We start from the raw sequence: 22,329 nt of genomic DNA on the forward strand, positions 1-22,329 counted from the left end.
TCCGCGCCCGTCCCCCAGTTCCGCGCCCGTTCATACGGGCGCGGAACTGGGGGACGGGCGCGGTTTTAAGCTGCCCGGGGTTCGGATTCCCAGCGCTGACGCGGGATCGACACTGAATGCAGCCTTTGAATGTGCGCCAGCATCGATTCGCGCACGAGGCAACGCAAGTCCCAGAGATCACCGCTGTCGTTGGCGCTGACCACAATGCGCAGCCGGATTTGGCCGTTGATGGCATCGGTTACTTCCAGCTTTCCGGTGCGGCCGTCCCACAACGGGGTTCCGGATAAGAGATCTTGAAGATGTTGGCGGAGTTGGTCCACCGGGGCCTGCCAATCGACGTCGAACTCCACGCTGCCCATAATCTTGGGACTGTTCCTGGTCCAGTTTTCAAACGGCGTGCTGGTGAAGTAGGTAGATGGCAGAATCAGCATCCGCTCATCCCAAACACGCACCACCACATAGGTCATGGTGATTTCCTCCACTCGACCCCACAGCCCCTCCACCACAACCACATCGTCAATGCGGAGGGCGTCGGTAAAGGCCAGTTGGACGCCTGCGAAGACGTTGGAGAGCGAGCTTTGCACGGCCAGACCGGCAACAATTGAGATCAGCCCGGCAGAGGCCAGAATTCCGGTCCCCAGCGTCCTGACTTCGGGAATGGTCAGCAGCAGCCCGGCCACGGCAAGCGTGATCACCAGCGCACTGATGACGCGGCGGCCTAGACTGATTTGGGTCGTGAGCCGGCGGCGGCGTTTGCCATCGGTGACACGTCTCGTGAAGTGGCGTAGCACCAGCCGTTCTGCCACCACAAGAGCCGCCAGCACCAGCCAGCACAGGGCGGCAATTAAACCGACAGTCAGGGCAAAGTCCACTGGTTCAAACCAGGGGTAGCCGGTGGCTGTTGCTCCCAGCGCAAGGCGCAACCCTAAGGACAATAGGACCACGAACACGGGGGCCCTGGCGAGCTTCGAGCGTTCTTTGAAGTCGGCAATCTTGCGGAAAGTCTGATTGGCGGCGAAGCGCAAAAGAAAGGTCAGCACGATTGCAGCGACGATCGCAGCCACAATCGCCAGGACGGGCATGATGCTTGTTTCCAATGAATCCATCCGTCGAGCCTGACAGAGAACTCTGGGAGTAACTTCAACGCCAAGGCCTCCGGGGTTACCCTGTGCTGAGTGCGGATTCACTCTGCCCGTCCAAGTTCGTCCCGTCCCGGCCTTCCCTACCGCGCTCAAGAACGACGCCGATTTCCGCACCCAAGTTGGACCCCGCGACACAGACCCGCAACCGCTAAACCGATCGGGACCCGCGTGCCAGCTGATGGGTAGCAGCTGGCCAAGTGCGCGATTATCTCGACACTCTCCACCCTGAAGTGGATCATTCCAACTGGAAGATCCAGCTCAAGCCTTCATCGGATGAGCTGGCGGACCGTATCCGTAAATCTCGCGAGGCCTCTGTCTCAGCACAGAAAGCCCAGGAACAGGCAGCTAAGGAAACTCGCGCTGTTCTCGAGATGATTCTGGCAGCGGACATCACAACCAATGATGCGGCCGCCCTTCTTGGTATTTCCAGTGGCCGGGTCAGTCAGCTCAAAAAGGACAGTAAGCGCCGGGCAATGGAGAAGTCCGCGCAGTAGTGAGGTAATGAGTCAACGTCGCCGCCTGCCCAACGCGGGCCCGCCGCAACTTTGCCGATACACTAAAACACATGCGTATAGCCCGATTTGTTGTTGATAATGACCCCATGTACGGCATTGTGGAGGGGGAGTCCGGCAGTGAAATTGTCACTGTCATCAAGGGCGATCCCTTCTTTAATGGTGTGGAACGAACCGCCGTCAAGCACCCACTGATCGATGTGCGCCTCGTGGCCCCGATCATTCCGCGCAGCAAGGTCATCGGCATTGGCCGTAACTTTGCCGATCATGCGCGCGAATTGGGCAACGAGGTCCCCGAAAGCCCTTTGATGTTCCTCAAGCCCAACACCAGCGTGATCGGCCCGAACGAGCCGATCGTGCTGCCGGAATTCTCCGAAGAAGTCTCCTATGAAGCAGAACTGTGCGTTGTCATCGGCCGCATCTGCAAGGACGTTCCCGAAGAGCGCGTCGACGAGGTCATCTTCGGCTACACCTGCGGCAATGACTTGACCGCCCGCGACGTTCAGGCCGGCGATGGCCAGTGGGCCCGCGCCAAGGGATTCGACACCTCCGCGCCCCTCGGCCCGTGGATCGAAACCGAGCTGGACCCCGACGACCTCTACATCCAGGGCTTCCTCAACGGCGAACTGCGCCAGAACGGCAGCACCAACCAGATGGTGCGCAGCGTCCGCGAACTCGTCTCGATCGTCTCCCATGCGTTCACGCTGCTCCCGGGCGATGTCATCATGACCGGCACCCCCGCCGGCGTCGACCTCCTGCAGGCCGGGGACCGCTATGACGTTGACATTGAGGGAATCGGCCGCCTCTCCAACCCGGTTGTCCGCCGCTAGCAGTGACTTCGTTGGTGATTGAGATCCAAAGTCCCGGTGTCGTTGAAGCACGACGCCGGGACTTGGCATGAGGGGGCAGCGCGCCTTTGGGCGCGGCTTCACTCAGGCGATGAACGAGGCGGCGCAACGGCGCCTGAAAAACCCGCCGCCTAAAGCGTTTGCCGGGTGGTTTTTTGCGGCTGCCGCGATCTTGGGTGTTGTCGCCCGGGTCATCTTCCTGACTGATGGGCCTTTGCTGTTGGCTCAAGTCTTGATCAGCATTGCCGTGGTCTTGGCGGCAGCCAGCTTCTGGTTGCGGCTGCGTCGGTGGACGAAGTCCCGGGCCCGAAAATAGCTGGAGGCACCCCTATCGCCCGGCAGCTCCGGAGCTGAATGCTGGGTGCTGCAGAAGACAACTTTAGTTGGATGTGGCAGCACCGCACTGAAAATTAGGCTCGAAGCATGAAGATAAAAATGTTGCCCGTTGGAAGTTCCTGGCGCACAGTACTGCTGGTCCTTGTCGTGGCCGCGGCCGATGTCCTGTTCTCGATGGCCGTGCTCGGTTTCGGGCTGGAATCCGGAACGGTCCCGGACTCCGAAAGTGCCGGCCTGGAGTGGGTCCGCTACGGAATCGCGCCTGTGCTTGCCCCCTTGGGCGCCGTTGCGCTGATTTGGCGGAGCCGCTTCCCGAAGTCCGTGGCCGCCGCCGCGGCCGTGCTGGGTGCGCTCTCGTTCAGTGGAATCGCGTTCTTCGTTGCCTTGTTCATGCTGGCCCGGCGCCGCCTCGACTGGTGGGTGGCAGCTGTCATTGCCTTGGCCGTTGCAGCCGAAATGCTGGTTGGCAGTGAGCCCATGGCTTGGGACGTGGCTCTGTTTGGCACCGTGGGATGGGGTGCCATTGCGGTGTGGGGAGCCTACCGCGGCCAGCGGGCCAGGCTCCGGGAAAACCAGGTGTCATCGCTGAAGGAACGCGCCGAACAGGCCGAAGCCGGGCACGCCGCCGACGTCGAACGCAGCAAGTTGGCCGAACGCCACCGGATCGCCCGTGAAATGCACGACACCCTGGCTCACCGGATGTCGCTGGTTGCTGTTCAGGCTGCGGCCCTGGAGGTGGATGCCCCGGACGCCGAAACCACCGGCTCGGCCCGGCTGATCCGCGAAACAGCGCACGCAGCCCTGAGCGAACTGCGCGATGTGCTCGGCGTGCTGCACGAGGACGGCAGCGCCGGTGAAACAGCTGGCGCCACCACCTCGCAGTGGCGCACGGTAGGCAACCCGGCTGGCGACCTCGGTCAGACGGACGCCGGCCTGACCGATGGCGGTCCGATCCGCACGGCGCCATCAGGTGTGGAACAAATTGCGGGCCTACTGGAGGGATGGCGGCTGGCTGGGATCAACGTTGACTATGCGCCGAACCCTGACCTCGACGGTGTGCTGCCCGATGCCGTCAGCCGGGCCGCCTACCGGGTGGTGCAGGAAGGCGTCACGAACGTGGCCCGCCATGCGCCCGGCGCACCGGCAGAAGCGACCCTTGTACTGCACCGCGTGCAACCACGTGCGACCGAACTCCGCATCACGGTGTCCAACGGGAAGTCAACCATGAGTGAACCGGCGCTGGGTGCGGGTCTGGGACTGGTCGGCCTGGCCGAGCGCATCCAGCTGCTGGGTGGCACGCTTTCCCATGGACTCGCCGAAAACGGCTTTGACCTGGTGGCCCGCATCCCGTTCAAGATGCAGGCTGCCAGGGGTCGGGACAATCAGGAATTGAGTGCACCGTGACGGAAAAGATCCGCGTCATCGTCGCGGACGACGAGCAACTAGTCCGGGCCGCCCTGGTCAAGATGGTCAATTCCCGTCCCGATATGGAGGTCGTGGGGGAGGCCGCCAACGGACCGCAAGCGGTGAGGTGCGCGCAGACCCAACGGACCGACGTCGTACTGATGGACGTGCAAATGCCAGGCGGGGACGGGATCGCGGCAACCGGCCATCTCCGCGCCCTGCCAACCCCGCCGCAGGTGCTGGTGCTGACCACGTTCGACCTGGATGACTATGTTTTGGCCGCGTTGGAGGCGGGCGCCGCCGGATTCCTGCTCAAGGACACGGATCCGGACCGGCTGTTCCACGCCATCCGGGCGGTCGCGGCGGGGGAGGGCATGCTGGCGCCGACGGTGACCAGACGGCTGATCGAGCGCACGCGGGAGAGGGCTGCGGCGGTGAGGTCGAACGCTGCCGTGGCGCGGCTGGAGCTGCTGACCGCGCGTGAGGCGGAGGTGCTGGACGCGGTGGCGCAGGGGATGAGTAATGACGGCATCGCGCGCAGCCTGTTTCTGAGTGAGGGGACCGTTAAGACGCACGTGTCGCGCATACTGGCAAAGCTGGAGCTGGAAAACCGGGTGCAGGCGGCGCTGCTATTCCGCGATTCGCGCCACTGACGCGCACGGTTCAGCGTGCAGGCGGGCCCGGGACCCCAAGGTTGCGGGAGTAGACTCTCCAAGTCCTTTGCCCGCCAGGTGGCGAAATTCCGCGAAAACCCGGGGATGTGCATGACAGGACGATCGCCAACCTAAGGATTTTGCGTGTCACACGACGTCATCGACACTGCTCCCACACCATTCGGGACCGGAAAAGGCAGCCCCGGGAACGGTGCGGGCCCCGGACAAGACGCAGACAAAGTTTCCGCGGAGGGCTACCAGCAGACGCTGTCCCGGCGGCACGTGACCATGATCGCCATGGGCGGGGCGATCGGCGTCGGACTTTTCATGGGGGCGGGCGGGCGGCTGGCCAGCACCGGCCCGGCCCTGATCTTCTCCTACGCCATCGCCGGGGTCATCGCGTACCTGCTGATGCGGGCGCTGGGCGAGCTGATCATGTACCGGCAGACGTCGGGGTCCTTTGTGTCCTACGCGGGCGAGTTGTTTGGCAAGAAGGGTGCCTACCTCTCCGGCTGGATGTACTTCATCAACTGGGCGATGACAGGCATTGCCGAACTGATCGCTATAGGCCTGTACTTCCAGTACTTCTTCCCGGGCGTGCCGGTGGAAATCAGTGCCCTGTGTGCCCTGGCGCTGCTGGTCGCTGTGAACTTGCTCAGCGTCAAGGCGTTTGGCGAGTTTGAGTTTTGGGCGGCCTGCCTGAAGGTCGGCGCCCTGGTGATCTTCCTGGTGGTGGGCGCCGCGATGGTTCTCATGAACGCCCAGGTGGGGGAAACGAACGCCACCGTGAACAACTTGTTCCATGGCGGCACCATGTTCCCCAAGGGCGGGCTCGTCATGATCCTGGCCCTGAACGCCGTCATCTTTGCCTACAATGCCATTGAACTCGTGGGCATCACGGCAGGTGAGATGAAGAATCCGGAACGGGAAGTGCCCAAGGCGATCCGCGCCGTCGTGCTTCGCATTGTGGTGTTCTATGTTGGCTCGGTCTCACTGCTGGCCATGCTGATGCCCTCGGATCAGTACAAGTCGGGGGAGAGTCCGTTCGTTACGGTGTTCGCCACGATGGGGCTGGACTGGGTGGGCTCGGTCATGAACTTCGTGGTCATTACCGCGGCCCTGTCGTCCTGCAATTCGGGGCTGTATTCCATTGGCCGGATCTTCCGCACCATGGCCAACAACGGGCACGCTCCGGCCTGGCTGACCCGCATGTCCGGGCGCTATGTCCCGTACGCGGCGATTTTGAGCATCGCTGGCGTGTATGCGGTGGGTGTGCTGGCGAACATTTGGCTGGGCGGCAGCTATGCGTTCGACCTCGCACTGAACACCGCATCGATCGGCGTCATCTTCACATGGTCGTCCATTTTTGCCTGCCAGATCATGCTGCGCAAGAAGAAGGGCAGGGTCTCCTCGCTGCCGATGCCGGGTTCCCCGTGGACCAGCTGGATCGGGCTCGGTGCGCTGCTGGTCATCACCGTGCTGATTGGCTTTGACACCCTGGCCAAGCCCGACGGCGGAGAATTCCTCCTCGGTCTGTGGACCCTCTGCACGGTTCCGGTGCTGGCTCTGGTGCTGTGGTTCGGCTGGCAGTTCGTGAAGAAGAACGAGCCCAAGAGCGAACTGTTCAGCTGATGTTTCCCTGGTGGGGGACGGCCCGGGAGCTGCCCGGGAGCTGAGCCCACAACGCCGCAGCTCCTGCCCTCAGCTCCGCTGGTGCGGAGCAAGTGGGCAGGAGCTGCGGGTGTTACAGCCGTGCGTTGGTGCTCATTCCTTGCGGGTTGCGCCCCGGCGGCGAAGCATCACCGTCAGCGCAATGGCGACCAGAATGACGCCGAGGATGGCCAGGATGGGTGCCGGTGCTGCGGCGGGGGTGACCGCTGATACGCCGGAGTACAGTTCCGAGGTGCCGTCGGCCACTTGGGTGTTGCCCTCTGCCAAGGTTCCGGCTCCTTCAGACAGGAGGCTTGCCCCGTCGGCAAGCGCGGTGGAGCCTGCTGCGAGCTTGGAGTTTCCCTCTGCCAAGGCCGTGGTGCCCTCGGCGAGTTTTCCGGCTCCGTCGGACAGCGTCTTGCTGCCGGCCAGAAGGCCGGATCCGGTGAGTTCCGGTGTTCCCGCCACGCCCTCATTGAGCGCCTGCGTGCCGGCTGAGAGCTTCTCCGATCCTGATTCCAGGTTGCGGGTCGCGTAGAGCAGTCCGGGCTTCTCGGGATCTCCGGGAGTGCCATTCATGCCGAAGACCAGTTGTTGGGTGCCCGCTGAGAGCTTTTGCGTGCCTACTGCCAGCGTCGAGCTGCCAGCGGCAAGGTCGGCGGTGCCGTCAATGAGACCCGGCTTGCCCGCCGTGCCTGTCAAACCTGCAGCGATTTGTTCGGTTCCATCGGAGAGTTTCCCCGTACCCGTGGAAAGTGAGCTGGATCCGGCGGCGAGGGCTTTCACTGCGTTGAGAATGCCCGGCTGCGAGGCATCGTTTGGCTGGCCGTGGAGGCCGGCCATCAATTGCCGGGTCCCGGCATGCAGTGCCGTGGTGCCCTCGGCGAGCTGCTTGGTTCCGTTGGAAACTTCCAAGGCGCCGTCGGCGAGCTGTTGGGTGCCTGCGACGAGTCCGGGCTGTGTGGCGTCATTGGGCACACCGTTGAGCCCTGCAGATATTTGTGTCATGCCACCGGCGAGCTGTTGGGCTCCCGCTGAGAGTTGCTGTGCACCCGCCACAAGTCCGGGATTGCTCGCGTCGGTGCTGTTGAGTTTCTGGCCCAATACGCCAAAGCCGGCTTTGAGTTGCTGGGTTCCGGCAGCAAGAGTGGAGCTGCCCGTTGCAGCCTGTTGGGCTCCTGCCTCCAACGCCGCCAGTTTGTCCAGCAACGCGCCCACAGGCGTGCCGGGATTGGCCGTGGAATAGGCGAGGAGCTGGGACAATCCCTCATTCAGGGCGGCGACGCCCTGTGCGGGAGCATCCGCAGTGGAGCCGTGGCCTGCCAATTGCATTGCCCCTGCCGCCAGCTGGTTCACGCCGTCGGCAAGGTTTTGCGGATCCGCACCGGTGGAAGTGGGGGTGAGCCCTGCCGAGAGTTGCTCGACGCCGGCTGCCAACCCTTGCGCACCGGCACTAACGTGCTGTGCCCCGGCATTGGCCTGCGCGGCCCCGGCACCCAGTGCTGATGCGCCGGTGGCGGCTGCTGCGGCGCCTGCACGCAATTGTTGCGCGCCGGCATTGAGCGTGCCGGCTCCGGCTGCCGCATTGCCCGCACCTGTGTCCACTGCGCCGAGGCCGGGGGCAAACTGGGTGGCAACGCCGTTGGCCAAGGTGGCAGCACCGGACTTCAGCGTCTTGGATCCGGCAAAGAGTTCCTTGGCGCCGGAGTTTGCCGTAAAGATGCCCGGGGCCAGTTGGTTCTTCACACCGTCGGCGATGGTTGCTGCGCCGGCATTGAGTTCGGTCCCGCCGGCGGCAAGCTGATCTGCGCCGTCGTCCACGGAGTAGACGCCAGGGGCAAGCTTGTTGCGCACGTCGGCGGCAGTCTTGGCTGCTCCGTTGGACAAGGCCAGGGCGCCGTCGTTGGCGCTGGCAAGTCCCGGTGCCAGTTTGTCCTCGATGCCTTGGTGCAGTGCCGTTGCCCCGCTGGCAAGTTTGGCGGCGCCGTCGTTGGCTGCCGTGGCTCCTTCCGCCGCAGTGGCTGCACCCTTTGACAAGGCCGCTGCGCCATCGTCCAGGTCGGTGGCTCCCTGGTTGAGTTTGTTGGCGCCTGCGGAGGTGAGCTTGGTGCCATCGTGAAGCTGTGAAGCACCAGTGGCAATTTTGGTTGTGGTCAGGGCGAAGAACACGATGAGCCCCAGCACCATCAGGCCAAGGATGGCGTGGGCAATGTAATGGTGTCTGGCGGACCTATGCAACGGTGCGCCTGCAGTGCTGCGGGGCATGGGCAGTTCCTCACGAAAGTTGGCAGCATGTGATGTAGCTAACAACTTAAGCTACTGACGAGTAACCTACATGAGGGTGCTGAAGTTAAGTTGGCCGTTATGTAATTGTTACCAAAATTGCCTTGCGCCCGTTGCCATTGATGTCGCAACTCGACGGCCAGGAGCGGTTGCTGGCAGCGTTCTTGTCACCCTGCCGGGTTCGGGATGCTTTTTCAAAGGGGACTTTCGTGGGGACGGCGCTTGCGGGAAAAGACGGCGGTAGACAACCGTCTTTTCCCGCAAGCGCCGTCCCTTTTGTCTAAAAAGGCCTGCGAGATGCCAGCCGCCGTCACGCTCGCGTGAAGGCTGCTATTCCGTGAGGATGGCGTCGATCTGGCCCATGGCATCGCGCATGCCTTCTTCCATGCCCATGGCCACCATCTGCTCCATCTGCTCGGTGCTTTCGAACGTGGTGGTGATGGTCATCAAGGTGCGCCCGTCCAGCTCCGCCAAGGAGACGACCATGTGCGCAGTCCCCATGTCGGTGATGGGATCGCCGTTGTCGTCGGCAAAACCGTCGTCGAGCTCAAGCAGGGAGGGCGCTGTGATGGCTGTGAACTTCCACCAGCCGCGCGGCTTCGTGCCGTCGGGGCTGGTCATGAAGTAACTGGCCAGCCCGTCAGGCTGGAAGTCGAAGGCCTCAAAAGTTGCCGGATAACTCGGCGGGCCCCACCAGCGCTCGAGCTGGCGCGGGTCCTCCCAGATCTGCCAGACGCGTTCGACGGCGGCCGTGAACTCTGCCGTGATGGCGAGGGTGAGTGCCTCTGGGCTTTTGATGGAGCTGGTGACGGTCATGACATTTCCTTAGTGTGAGATTTGGGATCTTCCATCAGGATGTTGGTGATCCGCGCGGCGCGCTGCCGCCAGATCTCTTCGAATTCATCGAGCAGTCGCTGGGCCAGTACTAAACCGTCCGGGTTGGCCTGGACCAGCTGCTCGCGTCCGCGCTTTTCCTTGGTGACCAAGGACGCGCGCTCCAGTACGGCCACATGCTTTTGGACCGCGGCGAAACTCATGGCGTACAACGCGGCGAGGCTGGACACTGAAAGCGAGGCACCGGAAACACGCCGGACAATGTCGCGCCGGGTGGCATCCGAGAGGGCCTGGAACAGGCGGTCGACGGTTTCTTCACTGAGCTGATCTACAACCATTTGGTTGCAGATTACTCCCGCGGAAAAACCATGTCAAGGTCTTTTTCGGGCGCACCACCCAAGTCGGCCGGCGCCGTGGCACCCAAGGTGGGAAGGTCCGGCGTCGTACTCGAAACTGGGGAGCCAATGCGGGCAAGCATCGACAGGGCGGCTAAACTGGGTTCCATCATGACTAACGCTGCCTTAATCCCCCTTGTCACCGCCGAAACTCCTGTCCGGGTGCGCTTCTGCCCGTCGCCCACGGGAACGCCCCACGTTGGGCTGATCCGCACGGCCCTGTTCAACTGGGCCTACGCCCGCCACACCGGCGGCAAGATGATCTTCCGCATCGAAGACACCGATGCCAAGCGTGACAGCGAGGAAAGCTACCTCCAGCTGCTCGACGCCCTGAAGTGGCTCGGCATCACCTGGGATGAAGGTGTTGAAGTTGGTGGCCCGCACGAGCCGTACCGCCAGTCGCAGCGCGGTGACATCTACACGGACGTCATCGCCAAGCTGGTTGCCGGCGGGCACGCCTATGAGTCCTATTCCACACCCGAAGAGGTGGAGGATCGTCACAAGGCTGCCGGCCGGGACGTTAAGCTTGGATACGACAACTTTGACCGTGACCTCACCGCCGAGCAGATTGCTGTTTTCAAGGCCGAGGGTCGCCAACCGGCGCTGCGCTTGCGTATGCCGGACCGCGACATCACGTTCAACGACTTGGTCCGGGGCGAGATCACCTTTAAGGCAGGATCAGTCCCGGACTACGCAATTGTCCGCCCCAACGGTGCGCCGTTGTACACGCTGGTGAACCCCGTCGATGATGCCCTGATGGGCGTCACTCACGTGTTGCGCGGCGAAGATTTGCTCTCCTCCACGCCCCGCCAGGTTGCCTTGTATGAGGCCCTGTACGCGGTGGGCGTTGCTGCGTACATGCCGCTGTTCGGCCACCTGCCCTACGTCATGGGCGCCGGCAACAAGAAACTTTCCAAGCGCGATCCCGAGTCGAGCCTGTTCTTGCACCGTGACCGCGGGTTCATCCCCGAGGGCCTGCTGAACTACCTGTCGCTGTTGGGCTGGTCGCTCTCTGCCGATGAGGACATCTTCACCGTGGAGACGCTCGTGGAGAAGTTCGATATCCACGATGTTCTGGGCAACCCGGCACGCTTCGACATCAAGAAGGCCGAGGCCATCAACGGCACGCACGTGCGCATGCTCGAAGCAACTGACTTCCGCAACCGCTTGGTTCCGTACCTGCAGGCTGCCGGTCTGGTGGGGGATGTTTTGACACCGCGCGAGGAGGAAATCCTCACCGAGGCCGCCCCGTTGGTCCAGGAGCGCATCACCTTGCTGGGCGAGGCTCCTGAGATGATTGCCTTCCTTTTCAAGAAGGACGACGCCGTTGACGTCGCCGAGGATTCCCTCAAGGGCATGCCGGAGAACCTGACTGAGGTTCTGGATGCTGCCCTGGCAGCTCTGGAGGCGCTTCCGGGCTGGGATGCCGAGTCCATCCAGACCGCGCTGAAGTCCGCACTGGTTGAGGGCCTTGGCATCAAGCCACGCTTCGCCTTCGGCCCCGTCCGCACGGCACTGTCCGGGCGTAAGATTTCACCGCCGCTCTTCGAGTCCATGGTGATCCTGGGCAAGGAATCCTCGCTGACCCGCCTGCGCTCGTTCAAAGGCTAAACGCTTTGACGCTTAGTGCTTCCTACAACAAGAACACCATTGACCCCGCCCCTTTTGTTGGGCGGGTCAGCGGTGTTTTGTTTGATATCGATGAAACCCTCGTAGACCTTGTGGCGGCCATGAAGGACGCCATGGTGCTTGCCTCCTCAGCCTTGTTGCCCGGCTGCACTGACGCGGGGTGGGATGACTTTTCGGCATTGTATATGGCTGATCAGCAGCGCTACTACGATCGCTACGTCGCCGGCGAATTCACGTTCCACCAGCAGCGTGGTCTGCGTGCCAGGGTGGTCTTCGACAAACTGGGCGTGGACTTTTCAGCTGACACCGAAGCGCAGTGGATCGCGGACTTTGAAGCGGCCCAGCCACGCTCCATCCGCGCGTTTGCCGATGTGGTGCCGCTACTGGACGCTCTGGACGCCGCTGGGATCCCTTACGGCGCTGTCAGCAACAACGTGCACGACTACCAGCGCGCCAAGCTGGACCAGGCAGGCTTGGCACGCATTGCTGTTCTGGTTGGCATCGACACTGTAGGAGTGGCGAAGCCCAACCCCGCGATTTTCCTGGAAGGGTGCCGTCAGCTGGGCACTGTTCCGGAAGAGACCCTCTATGTGGGGGACAACTACATGCTCGACGGCGTTGGTTCCGTTTGTGCTGGCCTGTCCAGTGTGTGGTTGAACAGGGATTCTGTGCCGGCTCCCGGAGCGCTTGGAGTTGGCTCTGATGTTCTGGATGGTATCCAAGAGGTGCTGACTCTGGCTGAAGTTGGAGTGATGCTGGGGCTCCCGGCGCCTGCACGGCTGATGTGACGCAGGCCTCACGCTAAAAGACCCTTTTCGTTTTGGCGATCCGGAAACTCTCGGGTATAGTTTTATCCCGGCGCGAGGGCCGCAGAGAGACCGGGGAAACCCGCGGATTTCACGGCAGAACGTAGCCATTGGGATATGGTGTAATTGGCAACACATCGGTTTCTGGTACCGACATTCTAGGTTCGAGTCCTGGTATCCCAGCGCTTATTAGATAAGCTGCTTTTCGGTTGGCATGCGAGTAGATCTTCAAGTATTATTCTTGAAGTTCGGTAGCAAAAAACGGATGTATTAGGGCCCCATCGTATAGCGGCCTAGTACGCTGCCCTCTCACGGCGGTAACGCGGGTTCGAATCCCGCTGGGGTCACAAGCAAGGCCGGAAACCTACGGGTTTCCGGCCTTTTTGCTGTGCCCTTTTGGGGCCCAGCTGCGGGTTAGCGGGTTAGCGGCCAAAATGTGTGTACAGCCCCGGGCATGTCAGTGGCTTCCACGATCGCCATCTTCGAGTCGCCACATCTGGCGCCGAAAATGCGATTAAACGGGCCATATCTGGGGACTCGAGTGAGGGGGTTAGCGGCCAAAATTCGAGATCCCGTGCCACTAGCGTCCGGTTCCAAACTGCAGCTGATGCGGTAAAAATCGCGGATTCATCGCCGTATCTGCGATGTCGAATCGGCGGTGGGGTGTAGATCGCATTTGCTGCTGTTTCAAAGTCGAGGTGCGGGACCCAGCCACTGTCCCGGCGAAATATGGCGGATGCTGTGAGGACTTATTTGCCGGGCTGCTGCGCACACGTGCCTAGAATGTCCTCTGATTGTTCCCGCCACACCGGCTTTGCTCGATCAAAGGATCCCCATGAAACGTCGCAGTCCGGCCGCGCCCTTACTTCTTCCCTTCATGACCTTCGGTATTTACTCGATCGTTTGGTACGTCAAGACCAAGATCGAAATGAATGCTCGTGGCGCTGGCATCCCCACCGCATGGCTGCTGCTAGTGCCGATTGCGGACATCTGGTGCATGTGGCGATTCGCGGTTGGTGTGGAGGGAGTATCAGGAATGAGCAGGCACGCCGCGTTCTGGCTTTTGTTGCTCCTGGGCCCCATTGGCGCTGCCGTAGCACAGAGCAGCCTGAATACTTCCGCTGTTGGCGGCGGAACGCAGCTGAAGGCCGTGTACTAGGCCCAACAGCACACCTCCATCACCACAATGCCCCCGACGCTCAGGTGACGGGGGCATTGTCGTACCGGGAAACGTGGCACCTAGGCCTCGCCCCCACTGATACAACCCCCGGCACAACAATTCTGTACCGGAACACGGCCAATGTGCAGAAACTAGGCGCCGAACTGGCATGATAAGGCTTGTGAACCCCACCGATTCGAGTTACTCCGGAAACTACCCCGGCAGCACCAGTGCCGGCCATGGCGCTGGCAACGGCGCCGGCGCGGCGGAGCAAGAGGCAGCCATTGAGCTGCTCGAAAGTGCCCGTGCTGAACTGGCCGCACTGCAGTTGCCCCTTGCGCTGCCCGGCGCGCAGGAAGCCCGCACCACGGCAGCCAATGCCCTCGGCCAGCTAGATGACTACATCCTGCCGCGTTGGCGCAGTCTGGACGCTCCGCTGTTGGCAGTGGTGGGCGGCTCCACCGGCGCAGGAAAATCGACGCTCGTCAACGCCTTGGTGGGCCACCCTGTTACTCGATCCGGTGCCATTCGCCCCACCACGCGCCAGCCAATCTTGCTCCACCACCCGCAGGATGCTGACTGGTTCACCTCCAACCGGGTGCTGCCCACCTTAAGCAGGGTGCACGGTGAGCTGGTCAAGGCGAACACCCCGGCCTCCCGCGCCGGCGCGTCCCCAGACGCGGGCGCCATGACGTCTCTGGTCCTCGTTGCCGATCAAGCCGTGCCCCAAGGCGTGGCGCTCCTGGATGCACCCGATGTGGACTCAATTTCCGATGACAACCGCCAGCTTGCCGGGCAGCTGCTGGCAGCGGCGGATCTCTGGCTCTTCGTCACCACCGCCAACCGCTACGCCGACGCCGTGCCGTGGAAACTCCTCCTGGACGCCGCCTCGCGTGACATCACCGTGGCCATCATCTTGGACCGTGTCCCAGCCGGCGCCGAGCAGGAAGTTGCAGACGATCTCCACGCCATGCTGAACCGCGAGGGGCTGGCCGGTGCGCAATTATTCGTAGTTCCCGAGGCCACCCTGAACGAGCTCGGCATGCTCCCGCCCGAGTCTGTCCAGCCCATCAACGCTTGGCTGGCCAACATCAGCGAGGATGCCACCGGCCGCGCGGAGATCGTCCGCCGCACGCTCAACGGCACCGTGCGTTCCCTTTCCGAGCGCCTCACCATGTTGTCCCAAGCTGTCCAAGACCAGCACGACGCCGGAAGCCAGTTGGGCGAAGACGTCCGGGCTGCCTTCGCGGACGCTGCGACGAGGATCGCCCAGTCCACCAGTGACGGTACCCTCCTGCGCGGAGAAGTCCTGGCCCGCTGGCAGGACTTCGTGGGCACCGGCGAATTCTTCCGAGCGTTGGAAAGCAACATTGGCCGCTTCCGCGACAGGATTGGCGCGTTCTTCAAGGGCCAGCCGCCACCAGCGGTCAAGGTTGAAACAGCCATTGAAACCGGGTTGCAGGCAGTCATCCTGGATCAGGCCGCACGAGCGGCAGAGGATGCAGATCAGCGCTGGCGGGCAGATCCCGCCGGCCGCCAGCTACTCGGACTCGATGACCTCTCAGGCGTCACCGCAGATTTCCCGGACCAAGTTGCCGCTGAAATCAGGGCCTGGCAAGGTGAAGTGCTGGCGCTCATCCGCTCCGAAGGCGCCTCCAAACGCTCCCAAGCACGCTGGCTTTCCTTCGGCGTCAACGGTCTCGGGGTCATCCTCATGGTCGTGGTCTTTTCCTTCACGGGGGGACTGACGGGAGCCGAGGTGGGCATCGCCGGAGGCACCGCCGTCGTGGGTCAAAAATTGCTGGAAGCAATCTTCGGCGAGGATGCCGTGCGCCGGCTGGCCAAGGAGGCCAAAGCAGCACTCGAGAAGCGTTGCGCAGGTCTTTTGGAAGGTCAGCAACAGCGTTTTCTGGACAGGCTCGCTCCTGCGCAAGCTGATTCGAAACGCCTGTCGGAACTCGCCAAGCAGCTCGGAAAGCTCGGAACGCAAGGGAGCAAGGCATGAGTCGGCACCGCGAAAGTCGCACCGAATCGACGCTGGATCGCAAACTCGCCGCACTTAACCAAGCCCGCGAATTGGGCGAAGGGCGGCTCGATGACGCCGCCCTGGAGAACGTCTACGGCGTCCTTGAACGCGCCACTTCACGCCGTTCGCTCAGCGCCGATCACACGGTGGTGGGCTTCTTCGGGGCTACCGGAAGTGGGAAGTCCTCGCTGTTCAACGCCGTCTCTGGCGCGGATGCCGCCCGGGTTGCCGTGCGCCGGCCCACCACCAGCGAGCCGCTCGCCATGATCTGGGGCATGGAGGGCAGCGCGCCACTGTTGGACTGGCTGGAGATCGCCGATCGCCGCGAGGGTAAGCCAGTTCCCGGCCTGATGGACGACGCCGGCGGGTTGGTCCTGCTGGATTTGCCGGATTTCGATTCGGTGCAGTTGAGTAACAGAGCCATTGTGGAACGGTTGGCCGGGCAGGTGGATGTGCTGGTGTGGGTCTTGGATCCGCAAAAGTACGCCGATGCCGCCATCCACAATGACTTCATCCGGGCCTTCTCCACCCACGCCGACGTGACCCTGATGGTCCTGAATCAGATCGACAAGCTGGATTCCGCCGAGGTCAAGCCTGTGTTGGAATCGCTGGCTTCTATCCTGGACCGCGACGGACTTTCCAACGTGAAAATCTCCGGCGTCTCGGCCTTGACGGGCCAGGGCGTGCCGGAGCTGCGTACTCGGATCGCCACCGTGGTGAAGGCCAAGGCCGCCAAGTCTGCACGGCTTGCCGCTGATGTTTCCGTGGCCGCCCAACGTCTGGCCGAAGCATCCGGTGAAGGCGAAGCGGCCGGCGTGCACCAACAGGACCGTAAGGCGCTGGCTGCCGGGCTGGCCAATGCCGCCCACGTAGAAAACGTTGTGTCTGCGGTGCGCGCTTCCTACAAGTTGGATGCCACCAAGCGGACGGGATGGCCGGTAACTCGCTGGATTTCTCGCTTCCGCAAGGATCCGCTGCGCCGTTTGAGTCTGCGCCGCGAGGGCACTTCTGAGGTGAACCGGACCTCGCTGCCAGCGGCCGGGGCTGCCGAGTTGGCGCAGCTGGATTCCAGCGTCCGCGACTTTGCCGATGCCGCCAGCGCCGGCTCATCTGGTCCGTGGCGTGCCTCCATCCGGGCCGCCGCGCGCAGCAATCGTGCCGAGTTGCCCGACGCTTTGGATCAGGCCGTGGCTGGCACCGATCTGAAAGCCAACACCCGCGCTTGGTGGTGGCCGGTGTTCTCCGTAATTCAGTGGCTGGCACTACTGGTGGCCGTGGGCGGTCTGGTGTGGTTGGGTGTGCTCGCCGCGCTGGCCTACTTCCAAATGCCTGTTCCCGAGGTGCCCAAGGTGGAAGGCTGGCCGCTGCCCACCTTGATGGTGCTCGCTGGCGTGGTGCTGGGCATTTTCCTGGCCATCACGTCGAAGTTCTTGGCGGCGGCTGGGGCCAGCGGCAGGGCTTCGCTAGCCAGACGGCGGCTGCGTGAGAGCGTTGCTGCCACGGGGGAGACGCTCGTGGTGGATCCCACCGAGGCCGAGATTGCCCATTTCCGCGCATTCCGAGAGGCTCTGGCCGAGACCCGCTAAGCCCTGGGGGTTGTTTGGGGCGTCCGGTGGCGCCGTCACCCAACCATCGTGTCGCGGCACTTCACGAGGGTGCGCACGTTGCGGGTCGTCGTCGTACTTTTATAGCGCGGTTTGGCCGAGAGTTTGCTGAACGGGCTATCCAATGTTCCCCCGGCAGGAGCCGTCCAGGCGAGCGCCTCGGGGCTGAGTCTGACAAGTTCGACGCCGGGAATCGCACCACCCTGCCGCGCCAGATCGTCGAGGGTGGCGGGGTCCGAGGAGAGCGTGATGTAGCAGTGGGTGGAGTCATCGTCGGCAGGGTAGGGGCAGGTGGCGATGATGGATTCCAGGGTGGGCTGGTCGATGACAACCACCCAGGCGTCGTAGCCGAAGCGTTCGCGCAACAGGGTCTCGACCATGGTTTTCAGCTCTGGGGCGGAGACCTCTGCCGTGCAGACGATGTTTCCCGAGGCCAGCAGTGTTCGGGCTTTGCTGATGGGCAGGGTGGCCAGTGCTGTGCGGAGTTCGGCCATCTTTACCTTGATGCCGCCGACGTTGATCCCGCGAAGGAACACAGCATATTTGCTCATGCGCACACACTACCCGACGGGTGGATGCCGGCGCGTGTCACTGAAATTGCGCGGCGCCCCTGAAGCTGCGCGCGGCAAAAATCGGCTACGAAGTGCTTTTGCGCAGTGCCTCGGTCAGGATCCGGGATGCGTTGCACACAATTTCGGCGTGCAGGCGGCCGGGCTGGCGGGTGAGGCGCTCAATGGGGCCGGAGATGGAGACGGCGGCGATGACACGGCCGGAGGGGCCACGCACGGGAGCCGATACCGAGGCCACGCCGGGCTCGCGTTCGCCGAGCGATTGTCCCCAGCCGCGGCGTCGGACGCCAGCCAGAACGGTGGGGGTGAAGCGGGCATTGTGCAGGCCTTCGAGCAAGCGTTCGTGGTCTTCCCATGCGAGCAATACCTGTGCGGCGGAGCCAGCCTTCATGGTCAGCTGCGTGCCCACGGGAATGGTGTCGCGCAGGCCGATGGGCCGTTCGGCGGAGGCCACGCAGACGCGGGAATCGCCTTGGCGGCGGAAAATTTGAGCACTTTCGCCGGTGGAGTCACGCAATTGCAGCAGAACGGGTCCGGCGGCGGCAATGAGTCGGTCCTCGCCCGCGGCCGAGGCCAGCTCTACGAGCCTGCTGCCGAGCACAAAACGGCCCTGCATATCGCGACTGACCAGCCTGTGATGTACCAAGGCTAGTGCCAACCGGTGCACCGTAGGCCGGGCCAAACCGGTGGCTGCAACAAGCTGAGCCAAGGTTGTGGGTCCGGCTTCCAATGCATCAAGCACAAGAGCCGCTTTGTCGATGACGCCAACGCCACTAGAATTGTCCATGTAATGATATTACGGTCTCATTATGTGAGATGCCAATCGAAGAATTGGCTTCCGCCCGGAAGGGGCTGAAACAGTAGAGGTATACAAGCAAAGAATCCACCGGAAGTTGCCTTCAATTCTAAGCGAAGGGGCCACTACGGCACGGCATCGCAAACGGCCAAACCAACAATTGGGCCAGTGGAATAACCAGTGATTCAACAAGAGTTTCAACAAGTGAAGGGAGCTGCTGTGAGCGAGTCAATCACTCCCCACGCAGTAGACGCAGTAGAAGTGGCACCGTCTGCCCCGCGCAGGGCTGCAAAGACGCTGGCAGAAAAAGTGTGGCGCGATCACGTTGTCCGCCAAGGCGAAGGCGAGGGCGACGCTGCCCAGCCCGACCTTCTCTACATCGACCTTCACCTGATCCACGAAGTCACCTCACCGCAGGCCTTCGAAGGACTGCGTTTGGCGGGCCGGCCGCTGCGCCGTCCCGATCTGACCATCGCCACGGAGGATCACAACACTCCCACGCTGGCCATTGATAAGCCCATCGCGGATCTGACCAGCCGCACCCAGATCCAGACACTGCGCAACAACTGCGCCGAGTTCGGCGTCCGGCTGCACTCACTGGGCGATGCCGAACAGGGGATCGTCCACGTGGTGGGCCCGCAGCTGGGTCTGACTCAGCCGGGCATGACCGTGGTGTGCGGCGACTCTCACACTTCAACCCATGGTGCCGTTGGCGCGTTGGCGTTCGGCATTGGTACCTCTGAAGTTGAGCACGTCATGGCAACTCAGACGTTGCCGCTGAAGCCGTTCAAGACCATGGCCATCAACGTTGAAGGCACGCTGCGCCCCGGCGTCACCTCGAAGGACATCATCTTGGCCGTGATTGCCAAGATCGGTACCGGTGGTGGCCAGGGCTACGTGCTGGAATACCGCGGCTCGGCCATCCGGGCACTGTCCATGGATGCCCGCATGACCGTGTGCAATATGTCCATTGAAGCCGGCGCCCGTGCCGGCATGATCGCTCCCGATGAGATTACGTTCGAGTACCTCAAGGGCCGCGCCCACGCTCCGGTTGGCCAGGAGTGGGATGACGCCGTTGAGTACTGGAAGTCGCTGACCACAGAGGCCGACGCCGAATTTGACGCCGAGGTCTTCCTGGACGCCAACACCTTGGAACCGTTCGTCACCTGGGGCACCAACCCCGGCCAGGGCGTTTCGCTGAGCGATAACGTTCCCAACCCGGAGGACTTTGCCGATGAAAACGCCAAGGCCGCCGCCGAGCGCGCACTGGCCTACATGGATCTGGAAGCCGGCACGCCCATGAAGGACATCCGAGTTGACACGGTGTTCCTGGGCTCCTGCACCAACTCCCGGATCGAGGATCTGCGCATTGCTGCGGACATCATCCGCGGCCGCGAAAAGGATCCCAACATCCGCATGCTGGTGGTTCCCGGTTCCGCCCGCGTCCGCCTTGAAGCCGAGGCTGAAGGCCTGGACAAGGTGTTCTTGGACTTCGGTGCCGAGTGGCGCTTTGCCGGTTGCTCCATGTGCCTGGGCATGAACCCGGATCAGCTGGAGCCGGGCGAGCGTTGCGCGTCCACCTCAAACCGCAACTTCGAAGGCCGGCAGGGTAAGGGTGGCCGAACCCACCTCGTCTCTCCTGTTGTGGCAGCTGCTACCGCTATTCGCGGAACTCTCAGCTCGCCGTCGGACCTGTCACCTGTTGCCGCAAGCACCGTAGCGTAAGGAGCTCACACCATGGAAAAGTTTTCCACCCACACCGGTATTGGTGTCCCGCTGCGCCAGAGCAACGTTGACACGGACCAGATCATCCCCGCCGTTTACCTCAAGCGGATCACCCGCACCGGCTTCGAGGACGCGCTGTTCTCGAGCTGGCGCAAGAATCCGGAATTCATCCTGAACCAGGAGCCGTATTCGGCCGGTTCGGTGCTGGTTGCTGGCGCCGATTTCGGCACGGGTTCCTCACGCGAGCACGCTGTTTGGGCGCTGAAGGACTATGGCTTCAAGGCTGTGCTGTCCTCGCGGTTCGCCGATATTTTCCGAGGCAACTCGGGCAAGCAGGGGCTCGTGGCCGCCGAGGTTGCCCAAGATGACATCGAGCTGATCTGGAAGGTTCTCGAAAACGCTCCCGGCACAGAGGTCAGGGTCGATCTGGTGGCCAAGATGGTCACGGCCGGCACGGTTGTTGCCCCGTTCCAGGTGGACGATTACACCCGCTGGCGTCTGCTCGAAGGCCTCGATGACATTGGCCTGACGCTGCGCAACGAACCGGATATCACCGCGTTCGAGGCCAAGCGCCCGGCCATCAAGCCGCTCACGCTGCCGGCGAAGTTCTAACTTCCCGCCGCCAAAAGCCGGTCCGTCCCCTTCGGGATGGGCCGGCTTTTGCGTTGGATGACCAGAAGTACGACGCCGGGACCTCGCCTTCCGCGGCTGGCCCGCCGATGCGTGGCGTCGGCAGAGCAGCACGTCCACCCCTTGACGGCCAAACCTTCCAGTGTAACGCTGAAGCCAACCGCCAAAGCCGGCGGCGCAGATCGGGAGGTTTTTCCAATGAAGATCGCCACGAAGAAAGTGGTAGCCGTCGGCGCCGCATTCATTCTGACAATGGGTGTCCTTGCGGGATGCTCAAACGGGGCCGAAACTACCCCAGGTTCAAGCCCGGATACAAGTTCAGGCGCCGCCAACAATGCCCAGATTGGGCTGCTCCTGCCGGACTCTGTCACGGCACGGTATGAAAGTGCAGACAAGCCTTACTTCGAAGCCAAAGTCAAAGAACTCTGCGCCGACTGTAAAGTGCTCTACGCCAATGCGGACGGCGACGCAGCCAAGCAGCAACAGCAGGCCGAGTCGATGCTGACCCAGGGCGTCAAGGTTCTGGTTTTGGATCCCTTTGACGGCGAGGCAGCAGCCGCCATCGCTGCGGCCGCGAAGGCACAAAACGTTCCGGTCATCTCCTACGACCGGCTCATCAACAGCGCAGACCTCAGCTACTACATTTCCTTCGACAACGAGAAGGTGGGTGAGCTGCAGGCCACAGCCCTTGTCGACAAACTGAAGGCCGACGGCGTCGCACCCGGTGATGGCGGCATCCTCATGGTCAATGGTTCACCCACGGACAACAACGCCAGCCAGTTCAAGAAGGGCGCGCACACCATCATTGACGCCAGTGGCTACAAGGTCCTGGCCGAATTTGACACACCAGGGTGGGAACCCGCCAAGGCACAGGACTGGGTGGCCGGCCAGCTGACTCAGTTCAAGGGCCAAATCAAGGGCGTCTATGCCGCCAATGACGGCGTGGGTGGCGCATCCATCGCAGCCATGAAGGCAGCCGGCGTTTCACCGCTTCCCCCGGTCACCGGACAGGACGCGGAACTGGCAGGAATCCAGCGCATCCTCAGCGGAGACCAGTACATGACCGTGTACAAGGCCCTCAAGCCCGAAGCTGAGAAGGCTGCCGAACTCGCCATCGACCTCACCGCAGGAAACAACCCCAAGGGTGATGTCACCGTGAAAACCAAGGGCGGCGCGGACATTCAGTCGTTCCTGCTGGTCCCGGTGGCCGTCACGGTGGACACCATTGCATCCACGGTGGTGAAGGACGGCTTCTACACTGTGGCCGAGATTTGCACTGCAGACTACAAGGCAGCGTGCGATAAGGCCGGCATCAAATAACCACATTT

At 62.6% G+C, this 22,329-nt stretch carries 21 protein-coding genes and 2 tRNA genes; 16 read left to right on the forward strand and 7 right to left on the reverse strand.

The window, feature by feature from the left end; all coding sequences use genetic code 11:
* Positions 1-65 precede the first annotated feature (65 nt).
* The gene (locus tag AB0P14_RS05830) at positions 66-1,106 is read right to left on the reverse strand and encodes a mechanosensitive ion channel domain-containing protein (RefSeq protein ID WP_363838945.1); all 1,041 of its coding nucleotides are present in this window, start codon (positions 1,104-1,106) and stop codon (positions 66-68) included.
* 233 nt (positions 1,107-1,339) lie between these two features.
* On the opposite strand from AB0P14_RS05830, the gene AB0P14_RS05835 reads away from it, so the two are divergent.
* The 6 genes from AB0P14_RS05835 to AB0P14_RS05860 all read left to right on the forward strand — a co-directional run bounded on the left by AB0P14_RS05835 (position 1,340) and on the right by AB0P14_RS05860 (position 6,527).
* On the forward strand, positions 1,340-1,636 hold the full coding sequence (locus AB0P14_RS05835) for a hypothetical protein (RefSeq protein ID WP_363838948.1): 297 nt from the start codon (positions 1,340-1,342) through the stop codon (positions 1,634-1,636).
* Positions 1,637-1,707: 71 nt separating this feature from the next.
* A complete protein-coding gene (locus tag AB0P14_RS05840) occupies positions 1,708-2,484 on the forward strand; it encodes a fumarylacetoacetate hydrolase family protein (protein WP_363838950.1) in 777 nt (258 codons plus the stop codon).
* Between the two features lie 67 nt (positions 2,485-2,551).
* Positions 2,552-2,818 carry a hypothetical protein gene (locus AB0P14_RS05845; protein WP_363838953.1) on the forward strand — a complete coding sequence of 89 codons (267 nt, stop codon included), beginning with the start codon at positions 2,552-2,554 and terminating at the stop codon, positions 2,816-2,818.
* Positions 2,819-2,925: 107 nt separating this feature from the next.
* A complete protein-coding gene (locus AB0P14_RS05850) occupies positions 2,926-4,242 on the forward strand; it encodes a histidine kinase (RefSeq protein WP_363838955.1) in 1,317 nt (438 codons plus the stop codon).
* Positions 4,239-4,895, forward strand: a complete 657-nt coding sequence (locus tag AB0P14_RS05855; RefSeq protein ID WP_363838958.1) for a response regulator transcription factor — start codon at positions 4,239-4,241, stop codon at positions 4,893-4,895. The genes AB0P14_RS05850 and AB0P14_RS05855 overlap by 4 nt, the downstream gene beginning before the upstream one ends.
* 144 nt (positions 4,896-5,039) lie before the next feature.
* Positions 5,040-6,527, forward strand: coding sequence for an amino acid permease (locus tag AB0P14_RS05860; protein ID WP_363838961.1), 1,488 nt, complete (start codon positions 5,040-5,042; stop codon positions 6,525-6,527).
* Positions 6,528-6,659: 132 nt separating this feature from the next.
* On the opposite strand, the gene AB0P14_RS05865 is transcribed toward AB0P14_RS05860, so the two are convergent.
* The 4 genes from AB0P14_RS05865 to AB0P14_RS05880 all read right to left on the reverse strand — a co-directional run bounded on the left by AB0P14_RS05865 (position 6,660) and on the right by AB0P14_RS05880 (position 10,170).
* Positions 6,660-8,810, reverse strand: coding sequence for a hypothetical protein (locus AB0P14_RS05865; RefSeq protein WP_363838964.1), 2,151 nt, complete (start codon positions 8,808-8,810; stop codon positions 6,660-6,662).
* Between the two features lie 348 nt (positions 8,811-9,158).
* A complete protein-coding gene (locus AB0P14_RS05870; protein ID WP_363838968.1) occupies positions 9,159-9,644 on the reverse strand; it encodes an SRPBCC domain-containing protein in 486 nt (161 codons plus the stop codon).
* Positions 9,641-10,000 (reverse strand): metalloregulator ArsR/SmtB family transcription factor, encoded by a 360-nt coding sequence (locus AB0P14_RS05875; RefSeq protein ID WP_363838969.1) that lies wholly within the window; start codon positions 9,998-10,000, stop codon positions 9,641-9,643. The genes AB0P14_RS05870 and AB0P14_RS05875 overlap by 4 nt, the downstream gene beginning before the upstream one ends.
* Before the next feature lie 11 nt (positions 10,001-10,011).
* Positions 10,012-10,170: a hypothetical protein gene (locus AB0P14_RS05880; RefSeq protein WP_363838972.1), complete on the reverse strand. Its 159-nt coding sequence runs from the start codon at positions 10,168-10,170 to the stop codon at positions 10,012-10,014.
* Between AB0P14_RS05880 and gltX the strand changes: the two genes are divergently transcribed.
* From gltX to AB0P14_RS05915, 7 genes are all read left to right on the forward strand, one after another.
* The gene (gene gltX / locus AB0P14_RS05885) at positions 10,169-11,668 is read left to right on the forward strand and encodes a glutamate--tRNA ligase (protein WP_363838974.1); all 1,500 of its coding nucleotides are present in this window, start codon (positions 10,169-10,171) and stop codon (positions 11,666-11,668) included. The genes AB0P14_RS05880 and gltX overlap by 2 nt on opposite strands.
* A 5-nt stretch (positions 11,669-11,673) precedes the next feature.
* The gene (locus tag AB0P14_RS05890) at positions 11,674-12,474 is read left to right on the forward strand and encodes an HAD family hydrolase (RefSeq protein ID WP_363838976.1); all 801 of its coding nucleotides are present in this window, start codon (positions 11,674-11,676) and stop codon (positions 12,472-12,474) included.
* A 129-nt stretch (positions 12,475-12,603) separates the two neighbouring features.
* Positions 12,604-12,675, forward strand: a tRNA-Gln gene (locus AB0P14_RS05895).
* A gap of 91 nt (positions 12,676-12,766) precedes the next feature.
* Positions 12,767-12,839: transfer RNA gene (locus tag AB0P14_RS05900), tRNA-Glu, on the forward strand.
* A gap of 488 nt (positions 12,840-13,327) precedes the next feature.
* Positions 13,328-13,651: a DUF4234 domain-containing protein gene (locus AB0P14_RS05905; RefSeq protein ID WP_363838979.1), complete on the forward strand. Its 324-nt coding sequence runs from the start codon at positions 13,328-13,330 to the stop codon at positions 13,649-13,651.
* A 283-nt stretch (positions 13,652-13,934) separates the two neighbouring features.
* A complete protein-coding gene (locus tag AB0P14_RS05910; RefSeq protein WP_363839369.1) occupies positions 13,935-15,656 on the forward strand; it encodes a dynamin family protein in 1,722 nt (573 codons plus the stop codon).
* Positions 15,653-17,263 carry a GTPase gene (locus AB0P14_RS05915; protein ID WP_363838981.1) on the forward strand — a complete coding sequence of 537 codons (1,611 nt, stop codon included), beginning with the start codon at positions 15,653-15,655 and terminating at the stop codon, positions 17,261-17,263. The genes AB0P14_RS05910 and AB0P14_RS05915 overlap by 4 nt, the downstream gene beginning before the upstream one ends.
* A 35-nt stretch (positions 17,264-17,298) precedes the next feature.
* Here the strand turns inward: AB0P14_RS05915 and AB0P14_RS05920 are convergent, their stop codons facing one another.
* Positions 17,299-17,832, reverse strand: a complete 534-nt coding sequence (locus AB0P14_RS05920) for a DUF1697 domain-containing protein (RefSeq protein ID WP_363838984.1) — start codon at positions 17,830-17,832, stop codon at positions 17,299-17,301.
* Between the two features lie 85 nt (positions 17,833-17,917).
* Positions 17,918-18,637 carry an IclR family transcriptional regulator gene (locus AB0P14_RS05925; protein ID WP_110106717.1) on the reverse strand — a complete coding sequence of 240 codons (720 nt, stop codon included), beginning with the start codon at positions 18,635-18,637 and terminating at the stop codon, positions 17,918-17,920.
* Positions 18,638-18,907: 270 nt separating this feature from the next.
* On the opposite strand from AB0P14_RS05925, the gene leuC reads away from it, so the two are divergent.
* The 3 genes from leuC (at position 18,908) to AB0P14_RS05940 (ending at position 22,321) form a co-directional block, all read left to right on the forward strand.
* Positions 18,908-20,371, forward strand: coding sequence for a 3-isopropylmalate dehydratase large subunit (gene leuC / locus AB0P14_RS05930; protein ID WP_363839372.1), 1,464 nt, complete (start codon positions 18,908-18,910; stop codon positions 20,369-20,371).
* Between the two features lie 12 nt (positions 20,372-20,383).
* Entirely contained in the window at positions 20,384-20,983 is a 600-nt protein-coding gene (gene leuD, locus AB0P14_RS05935; RefSeq protein ID WP_363838987.1) for a 3-isopropylmalate dehydratase small subunit, read from the forward strand.
* A 216-nt stretch (positions 20,984-21,199) separates the two neighbouring features.
* The gene (locus tag AB0P14_RS05940; RefSeq protein WP_363838990.1) at positions 21,200-22,321 is read left to right on the forward strand and encodes a sugar ABC transporter substrate-binding protein; all 1,122 of its coding nucleotides are present in this window, start codon (positions 21,200-21,202) and stop codon (positions 22,319-22,321) included.
* Positions 22,322-22,329 lie beyond the last annotated feature (8 nt).

The sequence above is a fragment of the Specibacter sp. NPDC078709 genome (assembly GCF_040686795.1).
Lineage (GTDB): Bacteria > Actinomycetota > Actinomycetes > Actinomycetales > Micrococcaceae > Specibacter.